The 21,665-nt window shown below is 68.3% G+C and carries 18 protein-coding genes; 4 read left to right on the plus strand and 14 right to left on the minus strand.

The features are described 5' to 3' along the window. Window positions 1-27: 27 nt before the first annotated feature. A complete protein-coding gene (locus tag DSC_RS11425) occupies window positions 28-519 on the minus strand; it encodes a transcriptional repressor (protein WP_014161323.1) in 492 nt (163 codons plus the stop codon). A 16-nt stretch (window positions 520-535) separates the two neighbouring features. Next, complete coding sequence (gene gltX / locus DSC_RS11430) at window positions 536-1,942, minus strand: glutamate--tRNA ligase (RefSeq protein ID WP_014161324.1); 1,407 nt, start codon at window positions 1,940-1,942, stop codon at window positions 536-538. A gap of 133 nt (window positions 1,943-2,075) precedes the next feature. Between gltX and lpxH the strand changes: the two genes are divergently transcribed. Then, complete coding sequence (gene lpxH / locus DSC_RS11435) at window positions 2,076-2,819, plus strand: UDP-2,3-diacylglucosamine diphosphatase (RefSeq protein ID WP_014161325.1); 744 nt, start codon at window positions 2,076-2,078, stop codon at window positions 2,817-2,819. Window positions 2,820-3,019: 200 nt separating this feature from the next. Here lpxH and DSC_RS11440 read toward each other — a convergent pair whose 3' ends face one another. The 6 genes from DSC_RS11440 to DSC_RS11465 form a co-directional block, all read right to left on the minus strand. Continuing rightward, window positions 3,020-3,844 (minus strand): ferritin-like domain-containing protein, encoded by an 825-nt coding sequence (locus DSC_RS11440; RefSeq protein WP_014161326.1) that lies wholly within the window; start codon window positions 3,842-3,844, stop codon window positions 3,020-3,022. A gap of 24 nt (window positions 3,845-3,868) precedes the next feature. After that, window positions 3,869-5,338, minus strand: a complete 1,470-nt coding sequence (purF, locus tag DSC_RS11445; RefSeq protein ID WP_014161327.1) for an amidophosphoribosyltransferase — start codon at window positions 5,336-5,338, stop codon at window positions 3,869-3,871. Between the two features lie 37 nt (window positions 5,339-5,375). Continuing rightward, entirely contained in the window at window positions 5,376-6,158 is a 783-nt protein-coding gene (locus DSC_RS11450) for a CvpA family protein (protein WP_014161328.1), read from the minus strand. A 92-nt stretch (window positions 6,159-6,250) separates the two neighbouring features. After that, entirely contained in the window at window positions 6,251-7,276 is a 1,026-nt protein-coding gene (locus tag DSC_RS11455; RefSeq protein WP_043290592.1) for an SPOR domain-containing protein, read from the minus strand. Window positions 7,277-7,342: 66 nt separating this feature from the next. After that, window positions 7,343-8,617, minus strand: coding sequence for a bifunctional tetrahydrofolate synthase/dihydrofolate synthase (folC, locus tag DSC_RS11460; RefSeq protein WP_014161330.1), 1,275 nt, complete (start codon window positions 8,615-8,617; stop codon window positions 7,343-7,345). 77 nt (window positions 8,618-8,694) lie between these two features. Next, a complete protein-coding gene (locus tag DSC_RS11465; RefSeq protein ID WP_014161331.1) occupies window positions 8,695-10,764 on the minus strand; it encodes a phosphocholine-specific phospholipase C in 2,070 nt (689 codons plus the stop codon). Window positions 10,765-10,952: 188 nt separating this feature from the next. Between DSC_RS11465 and DSC_RS11470 the strand changes: the two genes are divergently transcribed. After that, window positions 10,953-13,262, plus strand: coding sequence for a TonB-dependent receptor family protein (locus DSC_RS11470; RefSeq protein ID WP_014161332.1), 2,310 nt, complete (start codon window positions 10,953-10,955; stop codon window positions 13,260-13,262). Window positions 13,263-13,462: 200 nt separating this feature from the next. Continuing rightward, window positions 13,463-14,497 carry an L-threonine 3-dehydrogenase gene (gene tdh / locus DSC_RS11475; protein ID WP_043290593.1) on the plus strand — a complete coding sequence of 345 codons (1,035 nt, stop codon included), beginning with the start codon at window positions 13,463-13,465 and terminating at the stop codon, window positions 14,495-14,497. Between the two features lie 135 nt (window positions 14,498-14,632). Here the strand turns inward: tdh and DSC_RS11480 are convergent, their stop codons facing one another. The 5 genes from DSC_RS11480 to DSC_RS11500 all read right to left on the minus strand — a co-directional run bounded on the left by DSC_RS11480 (window position 14,633) and on the right by DSC_RS11500 (window position 19,328). Further along, the gene (locus DSC_RS11480; protein ID WP_014161334.1) at window positions 14,633-15,343 is read right to left on the minus strand and encodes a TorF family putative porin; all 711 of its coding nucleotides are present in this window, start codon (window positions 15,341-15,343) and stop codon (window positions 14,633-14,635) included. Between the two features lie 162 nt (window positions 15,344-15,505). After that, window positions 15,506-16,549: a sulfate/molybdate ABC transporter ATP-binding protein gene (locus DSC_RS11485; RefSeq protein WP_014161335.1), complete on the minus strand. Its 1,044-nt coding sequence runs from the start codon at window positions 16,547-16,549 to the stop codon at window positions 15,506-15,508. 18 nt (window positions 16,550-16,567) lie between these two features. Beyond that, the gene (gene cysW / locus DSC_RS11490; protein WP_014161336.1) at window positions 16,568-17,482 is read right to left on the minus strand and encodes a sulfate ABC transporter permease subunit CysW; all 915 of its coding nucleotides are present in this window, start codon (window positions 17,480-17,482) and stop codon (window positions 16,568-16,570) included. Continuing rightward, window positions 17,482-18,342 (minus strand): sulfate ABC transporter permease subunit CysT, encoded by an 861-nt coding sequence (gene cysT / locus DSC_RS11495; RefSeq protein ID WP_083833551.1) that lies wholly within the window; start codon window positions 18,340-18,342, stop codon window positions 17,482-17,484. The genes cysW and cysT overlap by 1 nt, the downstream gene beginning before the upstream one ends. Next, window positions 18,339-19,328: a sulfate ABC transporter substrate-binding protein gene (locus tag DSC_RS11500; protein WP_238527739.1), complete on the minus strand. Its 990-nt coding sequence runs from the start codon at window positions 19,326-19,328 to the stop codon at window positions 18,339-18,341. The genes cysT and DSC_RS11500 overlap by 4 nt, the downstream gene beginning before the upstream one ends. Window positions 19,329-19,568: 240 nt before the next feature. On the opposite strand from DSC_RS11500, the gene kbl reads away from it, so the two are divergent. Next, on the plus strand, window positions 19,569-20,777 hold the full coding sequence (gene kbl / locus DSC_RS11505) for a glycine C-acetyltransferase (RefSeq protein WP_014161339.1): 1,209 nt from the start codon (window positions 19,569-19,571) through the stop codon (window positions 20,775-20,777). An 85-nt stretch (window positions 20,778-20,862) separates the two neighbouring features. Here the strand turns inward: kbl and DSC_RS11510 are convergent, their stop codons facing one another. After that, entirely contained in the window at window positions 20,863-21,621 is a 759-nt protein-coding gene (locus DSC_RS11510; protein WP_014161340.1) for a pseudouridine synthase, read from the minus strand. Between the last annotated feature and the right edge of the window lie 44 nt (window positions 21,622-21,665).

Below are 21,665 nucleotides of genomic sequence, written 5' to 3' on the forward strand. Positions count from 1 at the left end.
CAATCGAGGCTGCACAGCAGCGCCTTCTCACTGCACCTGCGCGCACCGCGCGCACAGGCCATGCACTTCCAGCGTCTGCGCCTGCGGCTGGAAGCCCAGCGCCTTGGCCCGCGCTTCCAGCTGGCCGACCACGGCGTGGTCTTCCAGCTCGACGGCCGAATGGCAGCGGTCGCAGATCAGGAACGGCACCGAATGGGTGGCGCTGTTGGGGTGGTGGCAGGCCACGAACGCATTGACCGATTCGAGCTTGTGCACAAAGCCATTGGCCATCAGGAAATCCAGCGCGCGGTACACCGTCGGCGGTGCGTCGGCGCCCACGCCCTTGGAAGCACGGACCAGATCCAGCAGCTCGTAGGCCTTGACCGGCTTGCCCGCCTCGGCGATCAGCCTCAGCACGCGCGTGCGGATCGGCGTCAGTCGCAGGCCGCGTTCGGCGCAGGCGTGTTCGACCGCGTGCACGAACGCATCGGCGCCGTGCACGTGGTGGTCAGGCGCGATGCAGGCAAGCTTGCTGGACATGGGCGTGCTCCTGGAATCAGGCCGCGTTGGCGGCCTTGATGAGTGCGGCGTCGATGCGTTTCAAGGCTTGCTCGCGCCCGGCCAGGTACACGGTCTGGGCGATGTCCGGGCTGACCTGGGTGCCGGTGATGGCCACGCGCAGCGGCTGGGCGACCTTGCCCATGCCCAGCTCCAGCGCAGCGGCGGCAGCGTGCAGGGCCTCGGAGACGCTGTCCACGGTCCACTGGCTCGATGCCGCCAGCAGCTCGCGCGCCTTGGCCAGCGGCGCGACCGCGGCCGGCTTGAGATGCTTGGCCACGGCGGCAGCGTCGTACTCGGTCAGCGGCTGGTACCAGACCAGGGCCTTTTCGGCCATTTCCTTCAGGGTCTGCACGCGCTCGCGCAGGGCCAGGACCACCTCGGCCGGCGCCGGGCCGGCGGACAGGTCGGCGCCAAGCCCTTCCAGCTGGTAGACCAGATGCGGGGCGATGGTGGCCGGGTCGTCGGTCTTCAGATAGTGCTGGTTGACCCAGCCCAGCTTGGCCATGTCGATGCGCGCGGCCTTGGAGTTGACGTTCCTGACGTCGAACAGTTCGATCAGTTCGGCGCGCGAAAACAGCTCCTGGTCACCATGCGACCAGCCCAGCCGCGCCAGGTAATTGATCAGCGCATGCGGCAGGTAGCCGGCCTGCCTGTATTGCATGACATCGGCCGCGCCGGTGCGCTTGGACAGCTTGGCGCCGTGCTCGTCCAGGATCATCGGCATGTGCGCGAACTTCGGGACCGGCGCGCCCAGTGCTTCATAGATGTTGATCTGGCGCGGGGTGTTGTTGATGTGGTCGTCGCCGCGGATCACCTCGGTGATGGCCATGTCCCAATCGTCCACCACCACCGCGAAGTTGTAGGTGGGATGACCGTCCGGGCGCAGGATCACCATGTCGTCCAGTTCGCTGTTGGCGATCTCGATCCGGCCCTTGATCAGGTCATCGAACACCACCGTGCCAGCGATCGGATTCTTGAACCGGATCACGCGGTTGGGATCATCGCGATACGGCAGCTGCTGCTCGCGCGCGGCGCCGTTGTAGCGCGGTTTTTCATGCCGGGCCATGGCCGCCTCGCGCATGGCGTCCAGCTCCTGGCGCGTTTCATAGGCGTAGTAGGCCTTGCCGGCGGCCACCAGTTGCGCTGCCACTTCGCGGTAGCGGGCCAGGCGCTGGGTCTGGTAGATCGGGCCTTCGTCGTAGTCCAGGCCCAGCCAGTCCATCGCCGCGATGATCGCGTCGATCGCGCCCTGGGTGCTGCGCTCGCGGTCGGTATCCTCGATCCGCAGCACGAACTGCCCGCCGCGATGACGCGCCTCCAGCCAGCAGTACAGCGCAGTGCGCGCGCCACCGATGTGCAGGTAGCCGGTGGGACTGGGGGCAAAACGGGTACGGCAGGTCATGGATGGCCCGACAAGCAAGAAGATGGAAGCGGCCGATTTTACCCGTTGCGGCCAGGCCGGGCCGCGAGCCGGCCAACCAGCCAGGTCCGCACGACACGCCGGCCACGGCCCCGGCGCCCGCTATCATTTGCCCATGACCACGCTGTTCATCTCCGACCTGCATCTGGACGCCACGCGCCCGGCCATCACCGCCCTGTTCCTGGAATTCCTTCGGCACCAGGCCATCCACGCCCAGGCGCTGTACATCCTGGGTGACCTGTTCGAGGCCTGGGTCGGCGATGACGATCCGTCCGAGCTGGCCGCCGAGGTCGCCGCGGGCATCCGCGCGGTCAGCGATGCCGGCGTGCCGGTGTCGTTCATCCGCGGCAACCGCGACTTCCTGCTGGGCACCGACTATGCCCGGCGCTGCGGCATGCGGACCCTGCCCGACCCGGCCGTGGTGATGCTGTACGGCACCCCGACCCTGATCGGCCACGGCGATGCGCTGTGCACCTCGGATACGGCCTATCAGGCGGTGCGCGCGCAGACCCGCGACCCGGCCTGGCAGGCGCACATGCTGGCCCAGCCGCTGGCTGCGCGCATCGCCTTTGCCGCGCAGGCGCGCGCCGCCAGCGCCGCGCACCAGGGCGGGCTGAAGGCCGACAACGCCAGGTTCGAAACGCTCACCGATGTGACCCCGGCCGAAGTGGAGGCCACCTTCGTGCGCTACGGCATCGACCGCATGATCCACGGCCACACCCATCGCCCGGCGGTGCATGAACTCACCGCCGGCGGGAGGGCCTGCACGCGCATCGTGCTGGGCGACTGGTACGAGCAGGGCTCGGTGTTGCGGGTGACGCCGGAAGGCTTCGAGCTGCAGGCGTTGCCGCTGGCCTGAACACGGAAAGGCGCTGGGTCCCCGCTTACGCGGGGATGACGATAGGAAAATCACGGAGAAGTCTCGAGCAGATCGCACCAGTCCGTCATTCCCGCGCACGCGGGAACCCAGTGCCTCTGGCTTCACCTGCTTGATGCCGCAGCGCCTCCCGCAGAGCAGCCAATCGGCTATTGAAAACCACGGAGATGACGGCTGGAAAGCTAAACCGTCTGCGACCGTGGCGGCGGTTCGAGTTCGGCCAACGCATCCAGTTCTTCCTGCTCGAAGCCGGCGCGCAGCCGCGCTTCGGCATTGAACGGGCCGCGCAGGTACGGGCCGGCATACTCGCCCAGCAGCTGCAGGAATCGGGACCGCGGCTCGATGCCTGCGCGCGCGCAGTACCAGCGGTACCAGCGCGAACCGGCGGCCACGTGAGCCACTTCCTCGCGCAGGATCAGCTCCAGGACCTCCACGGTCTGCACATCGCCCAGCGCGGTGAGCCTGTCGATCATCGCCGGGGTCACATCCAGGCCGCGCGCCTCCAGCACCCGCGGCACCAGCGCCATGCGCGCCAGGCCGTCGTGCGCGGTCCTCTGGCACATGTCCCACAGGCCGTTGTGCGCGTTGAAGTCGCCGTAGTGGTAACCCAGCGCCTGCAGCCGCGTGCGCAGCAGCACGAAGTGGCGCGACTCGTCGTGCGCGCAGCTGATCCAGTCGGCCTGGTACGGCGCCGGTGCATCGCGAAAGCGATAGACCGCATCCCAGGCCAGGTCGATCGCGTTGAGCTCGATGTGGGCGATGGCATGGATGAAGGCCGCGCGCCCTTCCACGCTGCCCAGGCCGCGCTTGGGCAGCGCGCGCGGGTGAACCAGATGCGGCCTGTCCGGGCGGCCGGGCATGCGGATCGGCTCCGGCGGCGGCGCATCTGCCGGCACGGCCAGCTGGCCACGCGCGAACGCGGCCGCGTAGTGCTGGGTCAGGGCGACTTTTTCTGCCGGATCGGTGGCAGCCAGACACTGGCGCGCGGCCTGGTACACCGAGGTCATGGCGTCAGCCTGCGTGCGCGCCGTTCAGACCGCGCGGCGGATGCGCTTGGCCTCGTCCGAGCGCGACTGCTGGATGCGCTCGAAATAGCCCGGGTCGATGCCGGTCACGTAGTGGCCGTCGAAGCAGGAGGAATCGAAATGCTCCAGGTTGCGGTTGCCTTCGCGCACGGCCGCCTTGAGGTCCTCCAGGTCCTGGTAGATCAGCCAGTCCACGCCGAGGAACTGCTCGATCTGCTCCACGCTGCGGCCATGTGCGACCAGCTCGTCCACCGCCGGCATGTCGATGCCGTAGATGTTGGGATGGCGCACCGGCGGCGCGGCACTGGCCAGGTAGACCTTGCGCGCGCCGGCATCGCGGGCCATCTGCACGATCTGCTGGCTGGTGGTGCCGCGCACGATCGAGTCGTCCACCAGCAGCACCACGCGGTTGCGGAACTCCAGGTTGATCGGATTGAGCTTGCGGCGCACCGATTTCACCCGCTCGCCCTGGCCGGGCATGATGAAGGTGCGGCCGACGTAGCGGTTCTTGATGAAGCCTTCGCGGTACTTCACGCCCAGGGTGTTGGAGATCTCCAGCGCCGCATCGCGCGAGGTGTCCGGGATCGGGATGATCGTGTCGATGTCGTGGTCCGGACGCAGGCGCAGGATCTTCTCGCCCAGCTTGATGCCCATGCGCATGCGCGCCTTGTGCACCGAGACGTTGTCGATCATCGAGTCGGGACGGGCAAAGTACACGTATTCGAAGATGCACGGCGCGTGCTGCTGCGGCTCGGCGCAGGCCTGGGCGAACAGCTCGCCGCGGGCGGTGATCACGATGCCCTCGCCCGGGGCCACGTCGCGCAGGCGGGTGAAGCCCAGGATGTCCAGCGCCGCCGATTCGGAGGCCACGATGTATTCGGTGCCTTCGTTGTGCTCGCGCTTGCCCAGCACCAGCGGACGGATCCCGTGCGGGTCGCGGAAGGCCACCAGGCCCAGCCCCAGGACCACGCTGACCACCGCGTAGCCGCCCTTGCAGCGGCGGTGGACGCCGGCCACCGCGCGCAGCGCGGTCTCTGGCGAGAGCGTGCGCTGGGTGTCCAGCTCGTGGGCGAAGATGTTGAGCAGGACCTCGCTGTCCGAGTCGGTGTTGATGTTGCGCCGGTCCTGGGCGAACACGTCCTGGCGCAGCGCCTCGGCATTGATCAGGTTGCCGTTGTGGGCCAGGGCGATGCCGTAAGGGGAGTTGACGTAGAACGGCTGGGCCTCGTCCATGCCTTCCGAACCGGCGGTCGGATAGCGGCAGTGGGCGATGCCCACGCGCCCTTCCAGCACGCTCATGGCCTTGGGGCTGAACACATCGCGGACCAGGCCGTTGTCCTTGTGCAGGCGCAGGCGGGTGCCGTCGGCGGTGGCAATGCCCGCGGCATCCTGGCCCCGGTGCTGCAGGACCGTCAGGCCGTCATAGAGCTGGCCGGCGACATTCTGGTTGCCGACGATTCCGACGATGCCGCACATGGCGTTTCTCCGCTGTTTTGCTGGGTGTTACGTGGCTTCAGAGCGGTCGCTCCTGGCCTGATGGGGTTGCCACGACCCGCGCCGGGTCGCTTTCATCGGGGTGCACCCTGGCCGGGTCGCCCTGTGGCGCGGCCGGGTCGCTCAGGGGCTTGGGCAGACCGCTGGAGGTCTGTCCGCGTGCCCTGCCCAGTGCCTCGGACACCGTCTGTCCGAGTTGCGGCAGCTGCGCGGCTACCTGCTGGAAATCGTCGCTTAGGGCGCCATTATCGCCTGACAAGGGCAGCTTGTTGAGCTCCATGTTGCGCAGCCGGTCCATGTTCATGTCCGGCATCTGCGGCATGGACGGCACCTGCGGCATGGAGACCTCAGGCAGCTGGGCCCGCATCCAGGCTGCGCCGGGTTCCAGCACCGGCAGCACGCGCGAGGTGTGCCAGCTGCTTTCTCCGGTCAGCGGGGTGAAGGACATCAGCAATACCAGCACGCAGGCGAAGAACCCGCCGCGCACCAGCCCCAGGCCGCCGCCGGCCAGCCGGTCCACGCCGGACAGGCGCGTGTTGCGCACCGAGGCCTTGATGACCATGCCGATCAGCGCCACCACCAGCATCACCCCGACGAAGGTCAGCGCGTAGCCGCCCAGGTAGTCGGTCATGCCGGGGCGGCCGTTACCGGCGAACCTGGCCGCCGCATCGCCGCCGAACATGAAGGCCGCCCAGCCGGCCAGCAGCCAGGACAGGGTGCCAACGAGGATCCCAACGAAGCCGCGCAGCAGCCCCAGCAGGGTGGACACCACGATCACCGTGCCCAGGACCAGGTCGATCATGCGCGGCTCCGCGCGCGGTGCCGGGCGGGTGCGGGATTGACTTCAGGCATCGTGGACATGGGTGTTCTCCTTTCCCTGGACGAACGCTCGGTTTACGGATGCGGGCGCACGATCCCGGTCAGGCCATTGCGCGCGGCCACCTGGGCCTTGAGCTGGTCGGCCTCGGCGCGGGTGGACACCGGCCCTACCCGGACCCGGAACAGGCGGCCACTGTCGGTGTTCACCGGCTCGACGAACGAACTGAAGCCGTTGCCGCGCAGCTTGTCGCGCAGCGCGTTGGCGTCGGTTTCCTTGCCGAACGCGCCCACCTGCAGGGCAAAGCCCACCCCGGTCGCAGCCGGCTCGGGCACCGCCGCCACCGGCGGCCTGGCCGGTTCGGCGGCCGGCTTGGGCGCAGCCGGGGTCGAAGGGGGCGCGGCACCTTCAGGCTTGGCCGGCGCCGGCGCGGCCGGCGGCGCCTGCGAGGCCAGTTGCGCAGCGTCGGGATTGGGCGCGCTGGCCGCAGGCGCGGCCGGGGTCGGCGTGGCGGCGCTGGCCGGCGCCTCGGCCGTGGCGTCCAGGGAAATCACCTCGGCCTTCACGTCGCTGCGCACCTTGAGCGCGGCGATGCGGGCGATCTCGGCCTGCGACCGGGCGGCATACGGCCCCACGCGCACCCGCCAGGCCGGCTTGCCACCGATGGTCGCCTCCTGGCGGAAGGCATCCAGTCCGGACTGGCGCAGGCGGTCGATCACGATGTCGGCATCAGCCGCACTGGCATAGGCACCAAAGGTCACCGCGTAGTCGCCGCCGGCGGTGGCCAGCGGCAGGCCCTGGGCGTTGGTTTGCGGCTTGGCCGCCTCGGCCGGGGTCAGGGTTTCGGTGGCCGGCTTGGGCTGGCCTGGCTGGGCCGGCTGGCTGGGCATGCCGGTGGCGCCGTTGGCGCCGGGCTGGCCGGGCGTGACCAGCGGCAGTTCGCGGGTCTCGAACTGGCCCGCAGGCGCATCCGGCACGTCGGTGGACACGTCGGTGACACCGCTATCGCTGGCCGGGCCCTTGACCAGCATCGGCAGGAAGATGACGGCCAGCGCCAGAAGGACGATGGCGCCGATGATGCGGTTTCTCAAAGCGGTATCCATCGTCGTGGGCGACGGTGTGAGATGAAGAAGTTGCAAATTATAAGCGCGGCCGCCGCCCTGCTCTCCTCATCGGGCTGAATCCAGCACCGCCAGCGCCTGGGCCGCGGTGTGGAAGGAGCCGAACACCAGCACCCGCTCGCCGGCCGCGGCTTGCGCCAGCGCCGCCGCCAACGCCTCGGCCACCGTCTCGAACCTGGCCCCCTGCGCCGCTTCGGTCCCGGCCAGTGCAGCCGCCAGGGTGGCCGCGTCCTGGCCGCGCGGCGCGCCCGGCTCCAGCCCGGCCAGCGACCAGCGGACGATCCTTCCAGCCAGCGCCTGGACCACCCCAGTCACGTCCTTGTCCGCCAGCGCGGCGAAGACCGCGTGGGTCGGCCGCGGCTGGCGATCGAGGAAGGCCGCCAGCTCGCGCGCGGCCTGCGGGTTGTGGGCCACGTCCACGCGGATCTCCACGCCGCCGCGTTGGAAACGCTGCAAGCGCCCGGGCAACCGGGCGTTGGCGATGCCGGTGGCGAAGGCGGACTGCGGCAGTTCCTCCGGCAGCGCGCGCAGCGCGGCCACGGCGGTGGCGGCATTGGCGCGTTGGGCGGGCGCATCCAGCGCTGGCGCGGGCAGGACCAGCTCGGTGCCGACCTCGCGCCAGCGCCAGCGGCCGTGCTGGTCTTCGATGGAATCGTGGAAGAAGTCATTGCCCAGCTGGATCACCCCGGCGCCGATCGCGTAGGCATGGGCCAGCACGCTGGACGGCGCGGCCACCTCGCCCAGCACCAGCGGCTTCCAGGCCCGGGCGATGCCGGCCTTCTCCCTGCCGATGGTCTGGCGGTCGGGGCCGAGCCAGTCGGTGTGGTCGATATCCACGGTGGTGATCACCGCCACGTCCGGATCGACCAGGTTGACCGCGTCCAGGCGCCCACCCAGGCCGACTTCCAGGATCGCCAGGTCCAGCCCGGCGCGCTGGAACAGCCACAGCGCGGCCAGCGTGCCGTATTCGAAATAGGTCAGCGGCGTGTCGCCGCGCGCGGCCTCCACCGCCGCCAATCCCGCCACCAGCGCCGCGTCGTGCGCATCGACGCCATCGATGCGCACCCGCTCGTTGTAGCGCAGCAGGTGCGGTGAGGTGTAGGCGCCCACTTTCCAGCCGCCGGCCCGGGCGATGGCCTCGATGAACGCCACCGTGGAGCCCTTGCCGTTGGTCCCGCCGACGGTGATCACCTGCCGCGCCGGCCGTTCCAGCCCCAGCGCAGCGGCGACGGCGCGCACGCGCTCCAGGCCCAGTTCGATGGCATGGGGGTGCTGGGCCTGGATGAAGTCCAGCCAGGCGGACAAGCTGTCGGGACGGGACATCGACGGGACTGCGCTGCAGCGGTGTGCCTATTGTGCAGGCAGCACCTGCCGGGCGACATCCCCGACGCGGACCTTGCTCAGCCCTGCGCGCGCCCGATCGCCGGATCGCTGCGACTGGGACGGCCGGTTTCCAGATGGCCGGCCAGGCGGCGGCGGAAAGGGGAGCCGGGCAGCTCCACCTGCAGGTCGTACCAGTGGTCACAGGCCTCCAGTGCCAACACCATGCGCTCGCTCTGGCCCGCACCCAGGGTCACCACGCGCGGGCTGGGATCGCCGTAATCCAGCGCGCGCACCTGCACGATCACCGCCTCCACGCCGGGATTGCGCAGCTGCAGAAGCAACTGGCCACCCGCCGCCGATGCCGATACCTCAGGGGCGCCTTCGCCGGCCACCGTGGTGCCTTCGAATTCGCGCAGGAAGCCATTGGGCCCGTGCACCGCCAGCGCATAATCGCCCGCAGGCAATCCATGCGGCGCATCGATGAGCTGGCTGCGCGGCAGCACGGTGTAGTACCAGGGGCCGGCGTCGCTGCCGTAGGCGTAGACGTTGAACACCACCGCCGCATCGCCGTCGTTGACGAAGGTCAGCCGCAGGCCGTCTTCGGCATGTTGGGCATGCACCTGCAGCGCGTATGGCAAGGCGCGTGCGGGACGCTGGCCAGGCTCCTGCTTCGGCTGCTGCGGATGTACCGGCACCACCGGTGCAGGCAGCCTGGCGCTGGCCGCCATGCGCGCCAGGTAATCGGCCGTGGACGGCAGCGCCAGCAGCGCCGAGTCATCGGGCGTGCGGAAGTCGAACACCGTGCTCAGGTCGCCGGTGACCGCGCGGCGCCACGGGCTGATGTTCGGCTCGGCCACGCCGAAGCGCTGCTCCAGCAGGCGCAGCACCGAGGTGTGGTCGAACACCTGCGAGTTCACCCAGCCGCCGCGCGTCCACGGCGACACCACGAGCAGCGGCACGCGCACCCCCAGCCCGACCGGCACGCCGTGGTAGTCCTCGCCGCGCACGTCCACCTGGCTGCTGCCCATGCTGGCATCCAGTGCCGGCAGCGGCGCGGGCATATGGTCGAAGAAGCCGTCGTTCTCGTCGTAGTTGATGATCACGCACGACTTGCCCCAGACCTCGGGGTTGGCGGTCAGCGCATCGATCAGGCGCGCGATCAGCGACTCGCCGTGCGCGGGCGTGGCTTCGGGATGTTCGCTGTAGGCATAGGGCGCCACGATCCACGACACCTGCGGCAAGCTGCCGGCCTGCACATCGGCGGCGAAGGCATCCACCAGATGCTGGGCGGTGCTCTGCCTGGCGTTGTCCGCCGTGGAACCGGCGACGATCGAGCGTGCGCGCTTGTAGAGTTCGCTGGCGGTGTCCATGTTGCGGAAGCGCGCGAACGAGGACAGCGGGTTGTCGCCGTAGTTGTCGAACTCCTGGTACACCCGCCAGCTGATGCCGGCCTGCTGCAGGCGCTCGGCGTAGGTGGTCCATTGCATGCCGACAAAGCCGGGCTTGTCGCGCGCCATGTCCGCAGTCCAGTTGCCGTCGTCGGCGTTGTCGATCGACTGCGCGCCGAAGTTGCCCACGCTCATGCCGCTGGTGCCGCTGAAAAAGAACATGCGGTTGGGATTGGTCGGCCCGTGCAGCGAGCAGTAATAGCCATCGCAGATGGTGAAGGCATCGGCCAGCGCGTGGTAATACGGGATGTCGGCGCGGCTGAAGTGGCCCATCGCCAGTTCGCTCTTGTACGGCACCCAGACATCGTAGTCCTGCCAGCGTTTGGGGTCCTGGCCATGGCCGCCTTTCCATGAATGGTCCAGGCTGGCCATCATCGGCGCGTTGCTGGTTTTCGAGTCCAGCGCAAACGGCAGGCGCGTGCTGCCATCGCCCGCCGGCTGCTGCCATACCGGGTTGCCGTCGCGCAATTTCAATGGACGCGGATCGTCGAACCCGCGCACCCCGCGCAGCGTGCCGAAGTAGTGATCGAACGAGCGGTTTTCCTGCATCACGATGACGAAATGCTCCACGTCCCGTAGCGTGCCGCTGCGCGCGGTGGCCGGCAGCGCCAGCGCGCGGGCGATGGACGCCGGCATCACCCCGGCAGCGGAGAGCGCGGCCACCCGCGCAAGGAAGTCTCGACGGGACAGCGTGGGCATGCGGGGAGCAATCCTGATGTGGGCGATGACCGGCGACGCATCGTTATAGAAGGCCGGCGCTGCAGCTTGAAGACAACCACGCGCATGATCGTGCTGTCATCGCAACTTCATCTGCCGTTGCCAGCCTGTGCGCCGAAGCGGCGCTTTGCGTCCCGTCTCTCCCTCCCCTGCATCAGGCTGTCATCCCCATGCTGAAATCCCTGCCCTGCCTGCGCCCGACGGCGCTTGCGATCGCCCTTGCCTGCGCCTTCCCCACGATGGCCGCAGCGCTTGAGCCCGCCGCCGAAAACGATGCCGCTCCCGCCGACAGCACCGCCAAGCAGCTCGATGCAGTGTCGGTGGTGGCCCGCGGCGCCACCCGCCAGGTGCAGCGCATCAACCAGCAGGACATCGAACGACTGCCTGCCGGCAGCAGCCCGCTGAAAGCCATCGAGAAGCTGCCCGGCGTGCAGTTCCAGTCGGCCGATGCCACCGGCGCCTACGAATGGTCGACCGCGGTCTACCTGCACGGCTTTGACCAGAGCCGCCTGGGCTTCACCCTGGATGGCGTGCCGCTGGGCAACATGGCCTACGGGGTGACCAATGGCCTGTCGATCACCCGCGCGATCCTGTCCGAGAACATCGCCTCGACCGAGCTGGCCCAGGGCGCCGGCGCACTCGGCACCGCCTCCAACAGCAACCTGGGCGGCACCCTGCAGTTCTATTCGGCCGACCCGGAGATGGACTTCGGTGCGCGCCTGGCCCAGACCTTCGGTTCGGACAGCGCCCAGCGCACCTTCGTGCGCGTGGACAGCGGCGACCATGGCGGCTTCTCCGCCTACGGGGCCTATGCCGCCTCGGACATGGACAAGTGGAAGGGCGATGGCCCGCAGAAGTACGAGCAGTTCAACGCCAAGGCGCTCTATAGCTGGGGCGAGGGCAACCGGATCAGCCTGTTCGTGGACAAGTCGCGGCGCAAGGAACAGGACTACATGGACCTGTCGCTGACCAGCCAGAAGGCGCTGGGCTGGGACTTCGACTACCTGGCCCCGGACTGGGCCACTGCCGCGCAGATGGCGCGCGCCTACCAGTCCACCGGCGCCTACGCCGGGGTGGCCAACGGCTACCCGGCCTCGCTGGCGGCGCTGCCGGCCGACTATGACTGGCTGGATTCCACCTACTACTGGGGCTCGGGCCTGCGCAACGACACCCTGTCCGCGCTGGCCGGCAGCTTCAACCTGGGCGGTGTGGCCACCCTGGACCTGACCGGCTACTACCACTACAACCGCGGTGAAGGCCAGTGGGTCACCCCGTACGTGCCGTCCTCGGCGCAGGTCCCGCTGTCGATGCGCACCACCGACTACGGTCTGGACCGTTTTGGTGGTACCGGCGCGCTGAAGTTCACCCTCGGCATGCACGAGATCGAACTCGGCGGCTGGGCCGAGAACAGCCAGAACACGCAGGAGCGCAACTACTTCCTGCTGGATGCGCCGCTGACCACGCTCTACAACTTCTACGAGGTGAGCGATCCGTTTTTCCGCCAGTTCCTGCAGAAGTACCACACCCAGACGCGCATGGCCTACGCGCAGGACACCGTGCGCCTGATGGACCAGCGCCTGACCCTGAACTTCGGGGCCAAGGCGGTCAGCACGAAGACCAACGCGCGTTCGCTGGTGGCCAGCAGCTCCTACGCCCAGGGCAGCATCGAGGCCGACGACAGCTTCCTGCCGCAGGTCGGCGCCAGCTACGCGCTGGATGAACACCAGGACCTCTACCTGTCCTACAGCAAGAACATCGCCGCCTTCGACTACAGCCCCTTCGCCACCGGCCAGGCCACCTTCGACAGCATCCGCGACACGCTCGAGCCGGAGCAATCGCAGACCGTGCAGCTGGGCTACCGCACCAGCGGCGAGGGCTACCAGGCTTCGGTCGGCGCCTACTACACCAAGTTCAAGAACCGCCTGCTGGTCACCTCGCCGTGCAGTGCCATCCAGACCTGCTCGGCGATCCTGAGCAACGTCGGCGATGTGGAAAGCACCGGCCTGGACCTGGCGCTGATCGTCAAGCCGGTCCAGGGCCTGGACTGGCTCAACACCGTCTCCCTGGACCGTTCCAAGTACCAGGACGACTACCTCAACAACGGCGTGGTCGAAACCGGCGGCAAGTACGTGGTCGGCGTGCCCTCGCTGATGTTCACCTCCAGCCTGAACTACCACAGGGATGGCTGGAGGGTGTCGCTGGACGGCAAGTACACCGGCCGCCGCTACATCAGCTACCTCAACGACTCCCAGGTGCCCGAGTACTGGGTGTTCAACGCCGGCGCCGGCTACGACTTCGGCAAGGTCGGCGTGTTCTCCAACATCGGCCTGTCGCTCAACGTCACCAACCTGGCCGACAAGCGCTATTTCGCCACCACCGGCACCGGCGGCTATGTCGCCTCCGACCGGCAGGGCTACAACCAGACCCTGATGGCCGGCGCGCCGCGCCAGGCGTTCTTCACCCTCGACGCCCGCTTCTGAGCCAGGTCCTGTGGGAGCCGCCACGGCGGCGATGAGGCCTTGCCGACAAAGCCTTAGCGCCGCTATAGCGGCTCCCACACAGGGGAGCCCTCCACGCCCCATGAAGGCGGCCTCCGGGCCCGCCTGCTGCACCGCCGCACACGGTGGCTGCATCGGAAACTCTATACTCGGCGCCCTTATGGGCTTGGGTTTTTCGCACCATGGCGGACACGATGAAGGCGCTGGTCAAGCGCCAGGCCGGCAAGGGCATCTGGATGGAACAGGTGCCCAGGCCGGCGCCGGGGCCCAACGAGGTGCTGGTCAAGCTGGAGAAGACCGCCATCTGCGGCACCGACCTGCACATCTACCTGTGGGATGAGTGGAGCCAGCGCACCATCCGCCCGGGCCTGATCATTGGCCACGAGTTCGTCGGCCGCATCGCCCAGCTCGGCGCGGCCGTCACCGGCTATGAGGTCGGCCAGCGGGTCTCGGCCGAGGGCCACATCGTCTGCGGCCACTGTCGCAACTGTCGCGGCGGCCGTCCGCACCTGTGTCCCAACACGGTGGGCATCGGCGTGAACGTCAATGGCGCCTTCGCCCAATACCTGGTGATCCCCGCCAGCAACCTGTGGCCGATTCCGGACCAGATCCCGTCCGAGCTGGCGGCGTTCTTCGACCCCTACGGCAACGCCGCGCACTGCGCGCTGGAGTTCGACGTGACCGGCGAGGACGTGCTGATCACCGGCGCCGGCCCGATCGGCATCATCGCCGCCGGCATCTGCAAGTACATCGGCGCGCGCAACGTGGTGGTCACCGATGTCAACGACTTCCGCCTCAAGCTGGCCGCCGACATGGGCGCCACCCGCGTGGTGAATGTGGCCAACACCTCGCTCAAGGCGGTGATGGCCGACCTGCACATGGAGGGCTTCGATGTGGGCCTGGAGATGAGCGGCAACCCGCGCGCCTTCAACGACATGCTCCAGTGCATGTACCACGGCGGCAAGATCGCGATGCTGGGCATCATGCCCAGGGGCGCCGGCTGCGACTGGGACAGGATCATCTTCAAGGGCCTGACCGTGCAGGGCATCTACGGGCGCAGGATGTACGAGACCTGGTACAAGATGACCCAGCTGGTGCTGAGCGGCTTTCCGCTGGGCAAGGTGCTGACCCACCAGCTGCCGATCGACGACTTCCAGAAGGGCTTTGACCTGATGGAACAAGGCAGGGCCGGCAAGGTGGTGCTGAGCTGGAATTGAAGACGCCATTGCCGGCCCGGTGCCTGTGCGCAAGGAGGGCCTGTCGGCTAAAACCCGTGGAAGCGCCACTTTTCCAGAGTCCGGAAACACACAAGGCGCCTTGCGGCGCCCTGTGTCGGACCAGCAGCTCTGCGCTTAGTTGGCGACCGTGACGCTGACCACCAGGCGACTGTCGGCGATGTCGCCGTAGGCGTCGCGGCCATCGCCGTCGGTGCCGATGTAGGCCGCGGTCAGTGTGGCCGGGCCGAAGGCCTTGGACAGACTGACCGACCAGTCCTTGTAGTCGCGGCCGACGGTGCCGTCCTCGAATTCGGTCACGCCGCCGGTGGCCGCGACGCTGAAATCCTGCGGCAGGTCCCAGCTGATGCCGCCCTGGTAGTACCAGCTGTCGGTGTCGGACTTGAACACATCGTTGGTGTAGCCCACCAGCACGGTGAAGTGCTCGGCCATGGTCGCCTTGCCGATGTATTCGTTGTAGTTGCCCGAACCGGCATCAGGGTAGTTGTATCGGTTGACCATGAAATCCAGGTTGAGCCAGTCGTTGGCGTCGATGTTGTAGCCAACGAAGGTATCCACTTCGTAATCCGGATCGCCTTCGCCGAAGTCCACGTTGGAGGCCCACACGCCGGCATAGATGCCGATCGGAGTGGTGTAGGTCAGGCCGGGCTGGAAAGCCGGACCGACATCGGTCTGCGACAGGCCACGGAAACGGTAGTCGGTGGTGGCCGTCAGCGACCAGGCCCAGGGCGACTCGGCTTCTTCCTCGGCGACAGCCTCTTGGGCGGACGATGCAAACGGCAAGGCGGCCAGGGCAACAATCAGGGCATAGCGCAATTTCTTTGACATCCTCGGACTCTCCTGCAGGGTGGGGGGGGCGGAGCCTGCCATGGCGCGCTGGAGAAGCATGCTGCGACGCGCTTTGCAGTTTTACTTTTTTTTAACTGCCCCCAATATTGCGGTGCGGTGACGGCCGCCGTCAATCCCATGTTTTCATTGCTTTTGTAACGGTCAGCCCGTCTGGAACACCCCAAACCGCGACGCCTGCACATGCACCTGCGAACCGACCGGCGGCACCTGCGTGGCGGCCGGAAGTTCCAGCTCCAGCGGCGTGCCATCGGCCAGCTGCGCGTGCAGGCGCACATGCGGCCCGCTGCGCGGCACGTCGACCACCGTGGCCATCCAGCCCGGCTGGTCCGCTTCCACCAGGCGCAGGTCCTGTGGCCGCACGAACAACTCCACCGGCCCGTCCGATAGGCTGACGCCGGCCGGGAGCGGCAGCCACTGGCCATGCACCTGCAGCTGTGTGCCGACCTTGGTGCCGGCCAGCCGATTGGCCTGGCCGACAAAGCCATACACGAACGGCGAGGCCGGCTGGTCATAGACCTGTGCCGGGGTGCCGAGCTGTTCGATCCGGCCCTTGTTGAGGATGGCCACCCGATCGGCCAGCTCCAGCGCCTCTTCCTGATCGTGGGTGACGAAGACCGTGGTCACACCGGTGGCCTGATGCACCTGGCGCAGCCAGCGGCGCAGGTCGCGGCGCACCTGGGCATCGAGCGCGCCGAAGGGTTCGTCCAGCAGCAGCAGCTTGGGTTCGATCGCCAGCGCGCGGGCCAGCGCCACACGCTGGCGCTGGCCGCCGGACAACTGCGCCGGGTAGCGCTTTTCCAGGCCTTCCAGCTGTACCAGCGAGAGCAGCTCGCGCACCCGCGCATCGATCCTGGCCCTGGGCCAGCGCGCCTTGCCGCGGCGCACCTTGAGGCCGAAGGCGATGTTTTGGTCCACCCGCATGTGCTTGAACAACGCATAGTGCTGAAACACGAATCCCACCCCGCGCTGCTGCACCGGCAGCGCGGTGGCGTCGCCGCCTTCGAACAGCACCCGGCCGCCATCGGCATGCTCCAGGCCGGCGATCACCCGCAGCAGCGTGGTCTTGCCCGACCCGGACGGGCCCAGCAGCGCCAGCAGCTCGCCCTGGCGGATCTCCAGGGTGATGTCATCCAGCGCGGTGAACGCGCCGAAGCGCTTGTACAGGTGTTCGACGGTGATGCCCATGGGTGCTGCGAACCTTCGTCAGTATCGGTGGCTGGCGGCCAGCGCTTCGCCGTGGCGCCATTCCAGCCAGGTCTTGAGCACCAGGGTGACCAGCGCGCTCAGCGCCAGCAGCGAGGCCGCCGCGAAGGCCGCGCCGTAGGCGTATTCGTTGTAGAGGATTTCCACGTGCAACGGCAGGGTGTTGGTGCGCCCGCGGATATGGCCGGAAACCACCGACACCGCGCCGAACTCGCCCATCGCCCGCGCACTGCACAGCAGCACCCCATACAGCAGCGCCCAGCGGATGTTGGGGACGGTCACCCGCCAGAAGGTCTGCCAGCCATTGGCACCCAGGCTCAGCGCAGCCAGCTCCTCCTCGCTGCCCTGCTGCTCCATCAGCGGCATCAGCTCGCGGGCGATGAAGGGAAAGGTCACGAAGGTCGTGGCCAGCACGATGCCCGGCAACGCAAACACGATCCTGGGCAGCTGGACCAGGATCTCGCCCAGCAGGGGCAGGTGCACGCGCCAGCCTGGGTCGATCAACGGCCAGGCCCAGCCCTGGCGGCCGAAGATCAGCACGAACACCAGCCCGGCCACCACCGGCGAGACCGCAAACGGCAGGTCCACCAGGCTCACCAGGATGCGCTTGCCGGGGAACGCGTGCTTGCTCACCGCCCAGGCCGCGGCCACGCCGAAGACCAGGTTCAGCGGCACCACGATCGCGGTGACCACGAAGGTCAGGCGGATCGCGGCCAGCGCATCGGGGTCGCTGATCGCGGCCAGGAATGCAGCCACCCCGCCGCGCAGCGCCTCGGCAAACACCAGCACCAACGGCAACAGCAGGAAGGACAGCAGGAACAGCAACGCCAGCACCACCAGCGACCACTTCACCCAGGCCGGTTCGGCGGTGGGTGCACGCAGGCGCGTGGCGCGCGGCAGCCAGGCAACGGCCATCAGACCAGCACCTTCATGCCGCGCCGCGCCAGGTGCGCCTGCAGCGTATTGATGACCAGCAGCAGCGCGAAGGACAGCAGTAGCATGGCCGCGGCGATCGCGGTGGCGCCGGCGTAATCGAATTCTTCCAGCTTGATGGTGATCAGCAGCGGCGCGATTTCCGATACGCCCGGCAGGTTGCCGGCGATGAAGATCACCGAGCCGTATTCGCCCACCCCGCGCGCGAACGCCAGCGCGAACCCGGACAGCACCGCCGGCCACACTGCCGGCAGCACCACCGAGGCCACCGTGCGCAGGCGGCCGGCGCCCAGGCTGGCGGCGGCTTCTTCCAGCTCGGCTTCCGATTCGGCCAGCACCGGCTGGACCATGCGCACCACGAACGGCAGGCCGATGAAGACCAGTGCCACGGTAATGCCCAGCGGCGTGTAGGCGACCTTGATGCCGCCGGCCTCCAGCCAGCGCCCGATCCAGCCGGTCGGCCCATAGAGCTGGGTCAGGGCGATGCCGGCCACCGCGGTCGGCAGGGCAAAGGGCAGGTCGATCATCGCGTCGAACAGCCGCTTGCCGGGGAAGTCGTAGCGCACCAGCACCCATGCCACCAGCGTGCCGGCCAGCGCATTGAACGCCGCCGCCGCCAGCGCAGTGCCAAAGCTGATCCGCAGCGCGGCCAGCACGCGCGGATCGGCCCACACCGCCCACAGGCCGTGCCAGCCCAGCCCGGCCGATTTGATGAACAGGCCGGCCAGCGGCAGCAACACGATCAGCCCCAGCCACAGCAACGTGATGCCCAGGCTGAGACCGAAACCGGGAATCACCCGTCTTCGGCGCTGCCGCGGCGCGGCGACGCTGGAGGTGCTCAACGCTTCTTGCCCGCCAGCATCTTGTCGAACTCGCCGCCGTCGGCGAAGTGCGTGGCCTGGGCCTTGGCCCAGCCGCCGAAGGCCTGGTCGATGGTCACCAGCTTCACCTTCGGGAAGCGGGCGATGTCGGCCGGCTCGGCGAACTCGGGATGGCGCGGGCGGTAGTAGTGCTGGGCGATGATCTTCTGCGCCTGCGGGGTGTAGAGGAATTCCAGATAGGCCTGGGCCTCGGCCCGGGTGCCGTGCTTGTCCACGTTTTTGTCCACCAGCGCCACCGGCGGCTCGGCCAGGATCGACAGCCTGGGCACCACGATGTCGAACTTGTCCGGGCCCAGCTCTTCCTGCGACAGGAAGGCCTCGTTCTCCCAGGCCAGAAGCGCATCGCCGATGCCGCGCTGGACGAAGGTGGTGGTCGCGCCGCGGGCGCCGGTATCGAGCACCGGCACGTTGTTGTACAGCGCGGTGACCATGCGCCGGGTCTTGGCCTCATCGCCCTTGAAGATGTACTGGCCGTAGGCCCAGGCGGCCAGGTAGTTCCAGCGCGCGCCGCCGGAAGTCTTCGGATTGGGCGTGATCACCTGCACACCGGACTTGAGCAGGTCCGGCCAGTCCCTGATCTGCTTCGGGTTGCCCTTGCGCACCAGGAATACGATGGTCGAGGTGTAGGGCGTGCTGTTGTCGGGCAGACGCTTCTGCCAGTCGGTGGGCAGCAACTTGGCCTTCTCGGCGATGGAGTCGATGTCGTAGGCCAGGGCCAGGGTCACCACGTCGGCCTCCAGGCCATCGATCACCGCGCGCGCCTGCTTGCCCGAACCGCCGTGCGAGGTTTCCACCTGGATCGGCGTGCCGTGTTCGGCCTGCCATTGCCTGGAGAAGGCGGCATTGAGGTTGCGGTAGAGCTCGCGGGTGGGGTCGTAGGAGACATTCAGCAGCCGCTTCTGCTGGGCCATGGCGCCGGCGGCCAGGGTCAGCACGCAGGCGGCCATGGCCACGGCAAGGACACGGCGCAGGCGGCTGGTTCGAAAGAGGGACATGACACACCTCGGGGGCAGGGGCGGCCAGGCCGCGTTCAGTCAATCTCATGCTGCACAGGCATGAGTGTGCCGCGAAATAATGAAAGCGCGCATGCTCATCTCCAACGGCAATCAGCATGATGCCATGGCAGGTTCGATCCACCCGGCCGGGTAACATGGCCGCCCCCGTCCAGCCGCACAGGCCTTCGTCCGATGACCGACGCCCGCCCCGCTCTGACCCATCGCTATGCCGAGGAACTGGAGGACATCCGCGAAGCCGGCCTGTTCAAGTCCGAGCGCATCATCACCGGCCCGCAGTCGGCGCAAATCACGCTCGAAGACGGCCGCACGGTGCTGAATTTCTGCGCCAACAACTACCTGGGCCTGGCCGACCACCCGGACATCATCCAGGCTGCCAAACAGGCACTGGACACGCACGGTTTCGGCATGGCCTCGGTGCGCTTCATCTGCGGCACCCAGGACCTGCACAAGCGGCTGGAAGCCAGGATCGCCCGCTTTTTCGGCAAGCAGGACACGATCCTCTACGCGGCCTGTTTCGATGCCAACGGCGGGCTGTTCGAGCCACTGCTGGGCGAGGATGATGCGGTCATCTCCGACAGCCTCAACCATGCCTCGATCATCGACGGCATCCGCCTGTGCAAGGCCAGGCGCCTGCGCTACGCCAACTGCGACATGGCCGACCTGGAAGCGCAGCTGCAGGCCGCCGATGCTGCCGGCTGCAGAACCAAGCTGATCACCACCGACGGGGTGTTCTCGATGGACGGCTTCATCGCCCCGCTGGATGAAATCACCACACTGGCCGCACGATACGGCGCGCTGGTCCACATCGACGAATGCCACGCCACCGGGTTCCTCGGCGAAACGGGGCGCGGCTCGGCCGAAGTGAAAGGCGTGCTGGACAGGATCGACATCATCACCGGCACCCTGGGCAAGGCCATGGGCGGCGCGGTGGGGGGCTTCACCACTGCCAGCGCCGAAGTGATCGAACTGCTGCGCCAGCGCTCGCGCCCGTACCTGTTCTCCAATTCGCTGCCGCCACACGTGGTGGCTTCCGGCATCACCGCCTTCGACATGCTCGATGCCGCAGGCGAGCTGCGCGCGCAGCTGCAGGAAAACACCACGTACTTCCGCGGGCAGATGACCGCCGCCGGGTTCGACCTGAAGCCGGGCGTGCATCCGATTACCCCGGTGATGCTTTACGACGCGCCGCTGGCCCAGCGCTTTGCCCAGCGCCTGCTGGAAGAAGGCATCTATGCGATCGGCTTCTTCTTTCCGGTCGTGCCCAAGGGCCAGGCGCGCATCCGCGTCCAGATCAGCGCCGCGCATACGCGCACGCACCTGGACATGGCAATCGACGCCTTCACCCGGATCGGCCACGAGCTGGGCGTGCTGAAAGGCTGATCGGCAGCGCGCCAGGTGCAAGGCACGCCGCCATCGAAGTGCTGAGCGCGCTGCCTGCAGTGCACCTGCCGCGTTGCCACGCCGCCTAATCGCTGATCGCTGGCGGCGCCAGCGCGCGGACTTCCTCTGGTGTCAGTTCGCGCCAGGCACCCTTGGCCAGAGCGCCCAGCGCAAGCGGACCGATCGCCACGCGCACCAGCCGCAGTGTTGCCAGGTCGAAGGCCTGCAGCAGCCGGCGGATCTGCCGGTTGCGGCCTTCATCCAGGATGATCTCCAGCCACGCATTGCGCGTACCGGTGCGCAACAGCCGCGCCGACGCCGCGCGCAGCGCCTGGCCATCGAGCTGCCGGCCCTGCTCCAGGGCCGACAGCAGCGCCGCATCGGGAATCGCATCGACCTGCACGTGGTAGGTCTTGTCCGGGCCGCTCGCCGGAGCGGTGATCGCCGCGGCCCAGGCCGGGTCATTGCTCATCAGCAGCAGGCCTTCGCTGGCCTTGTCCAGCCGCCCGACCGGTGCCAGCCAAGGCAGCCCCGCGTCCTGCAGGCAGCGGTAGATGGTGTCCCGCCCGCGTTCGTCGGCGGTGCTGGTCACCAGCCCGCGCGGCTTGTTGAGCATCACGTAGCGGCGCGCGGCGGCGGCTTCGGCCAACCCGGCCACCTCGATATGCGAACGCCCGGCGATGGTCGGAAACTCCGGATCTCGCACGATCCGCCCATCCACGCGCACGCGGCCGGCCGCGACCCAGCGCGCGGCCTCGGTGCGCGAGCACAGGCCGAGCCTGGACAGCGCGCGCGCCAACCCATGCCGGGGCGCCGAATCGCGAACCGGTCCGCGGGCCGGCATCTATCCTGGACGTTGCGGAGCAGGCCGGCGGGTGCCGGCCGTGC

The sequence above is a fragment of the Pseudoxanthomonas spadix BD-a59 genome (assembly GCF_000233915.3).
Taxonomy (GTDB): Bacteria; Pseudomonadota; Gammaproteobacteria; order Xanthomonadales; family Xanthomonadaceae; genus Pseudoxanthomonas_A; species Pseudoxanthomonas_A spadix.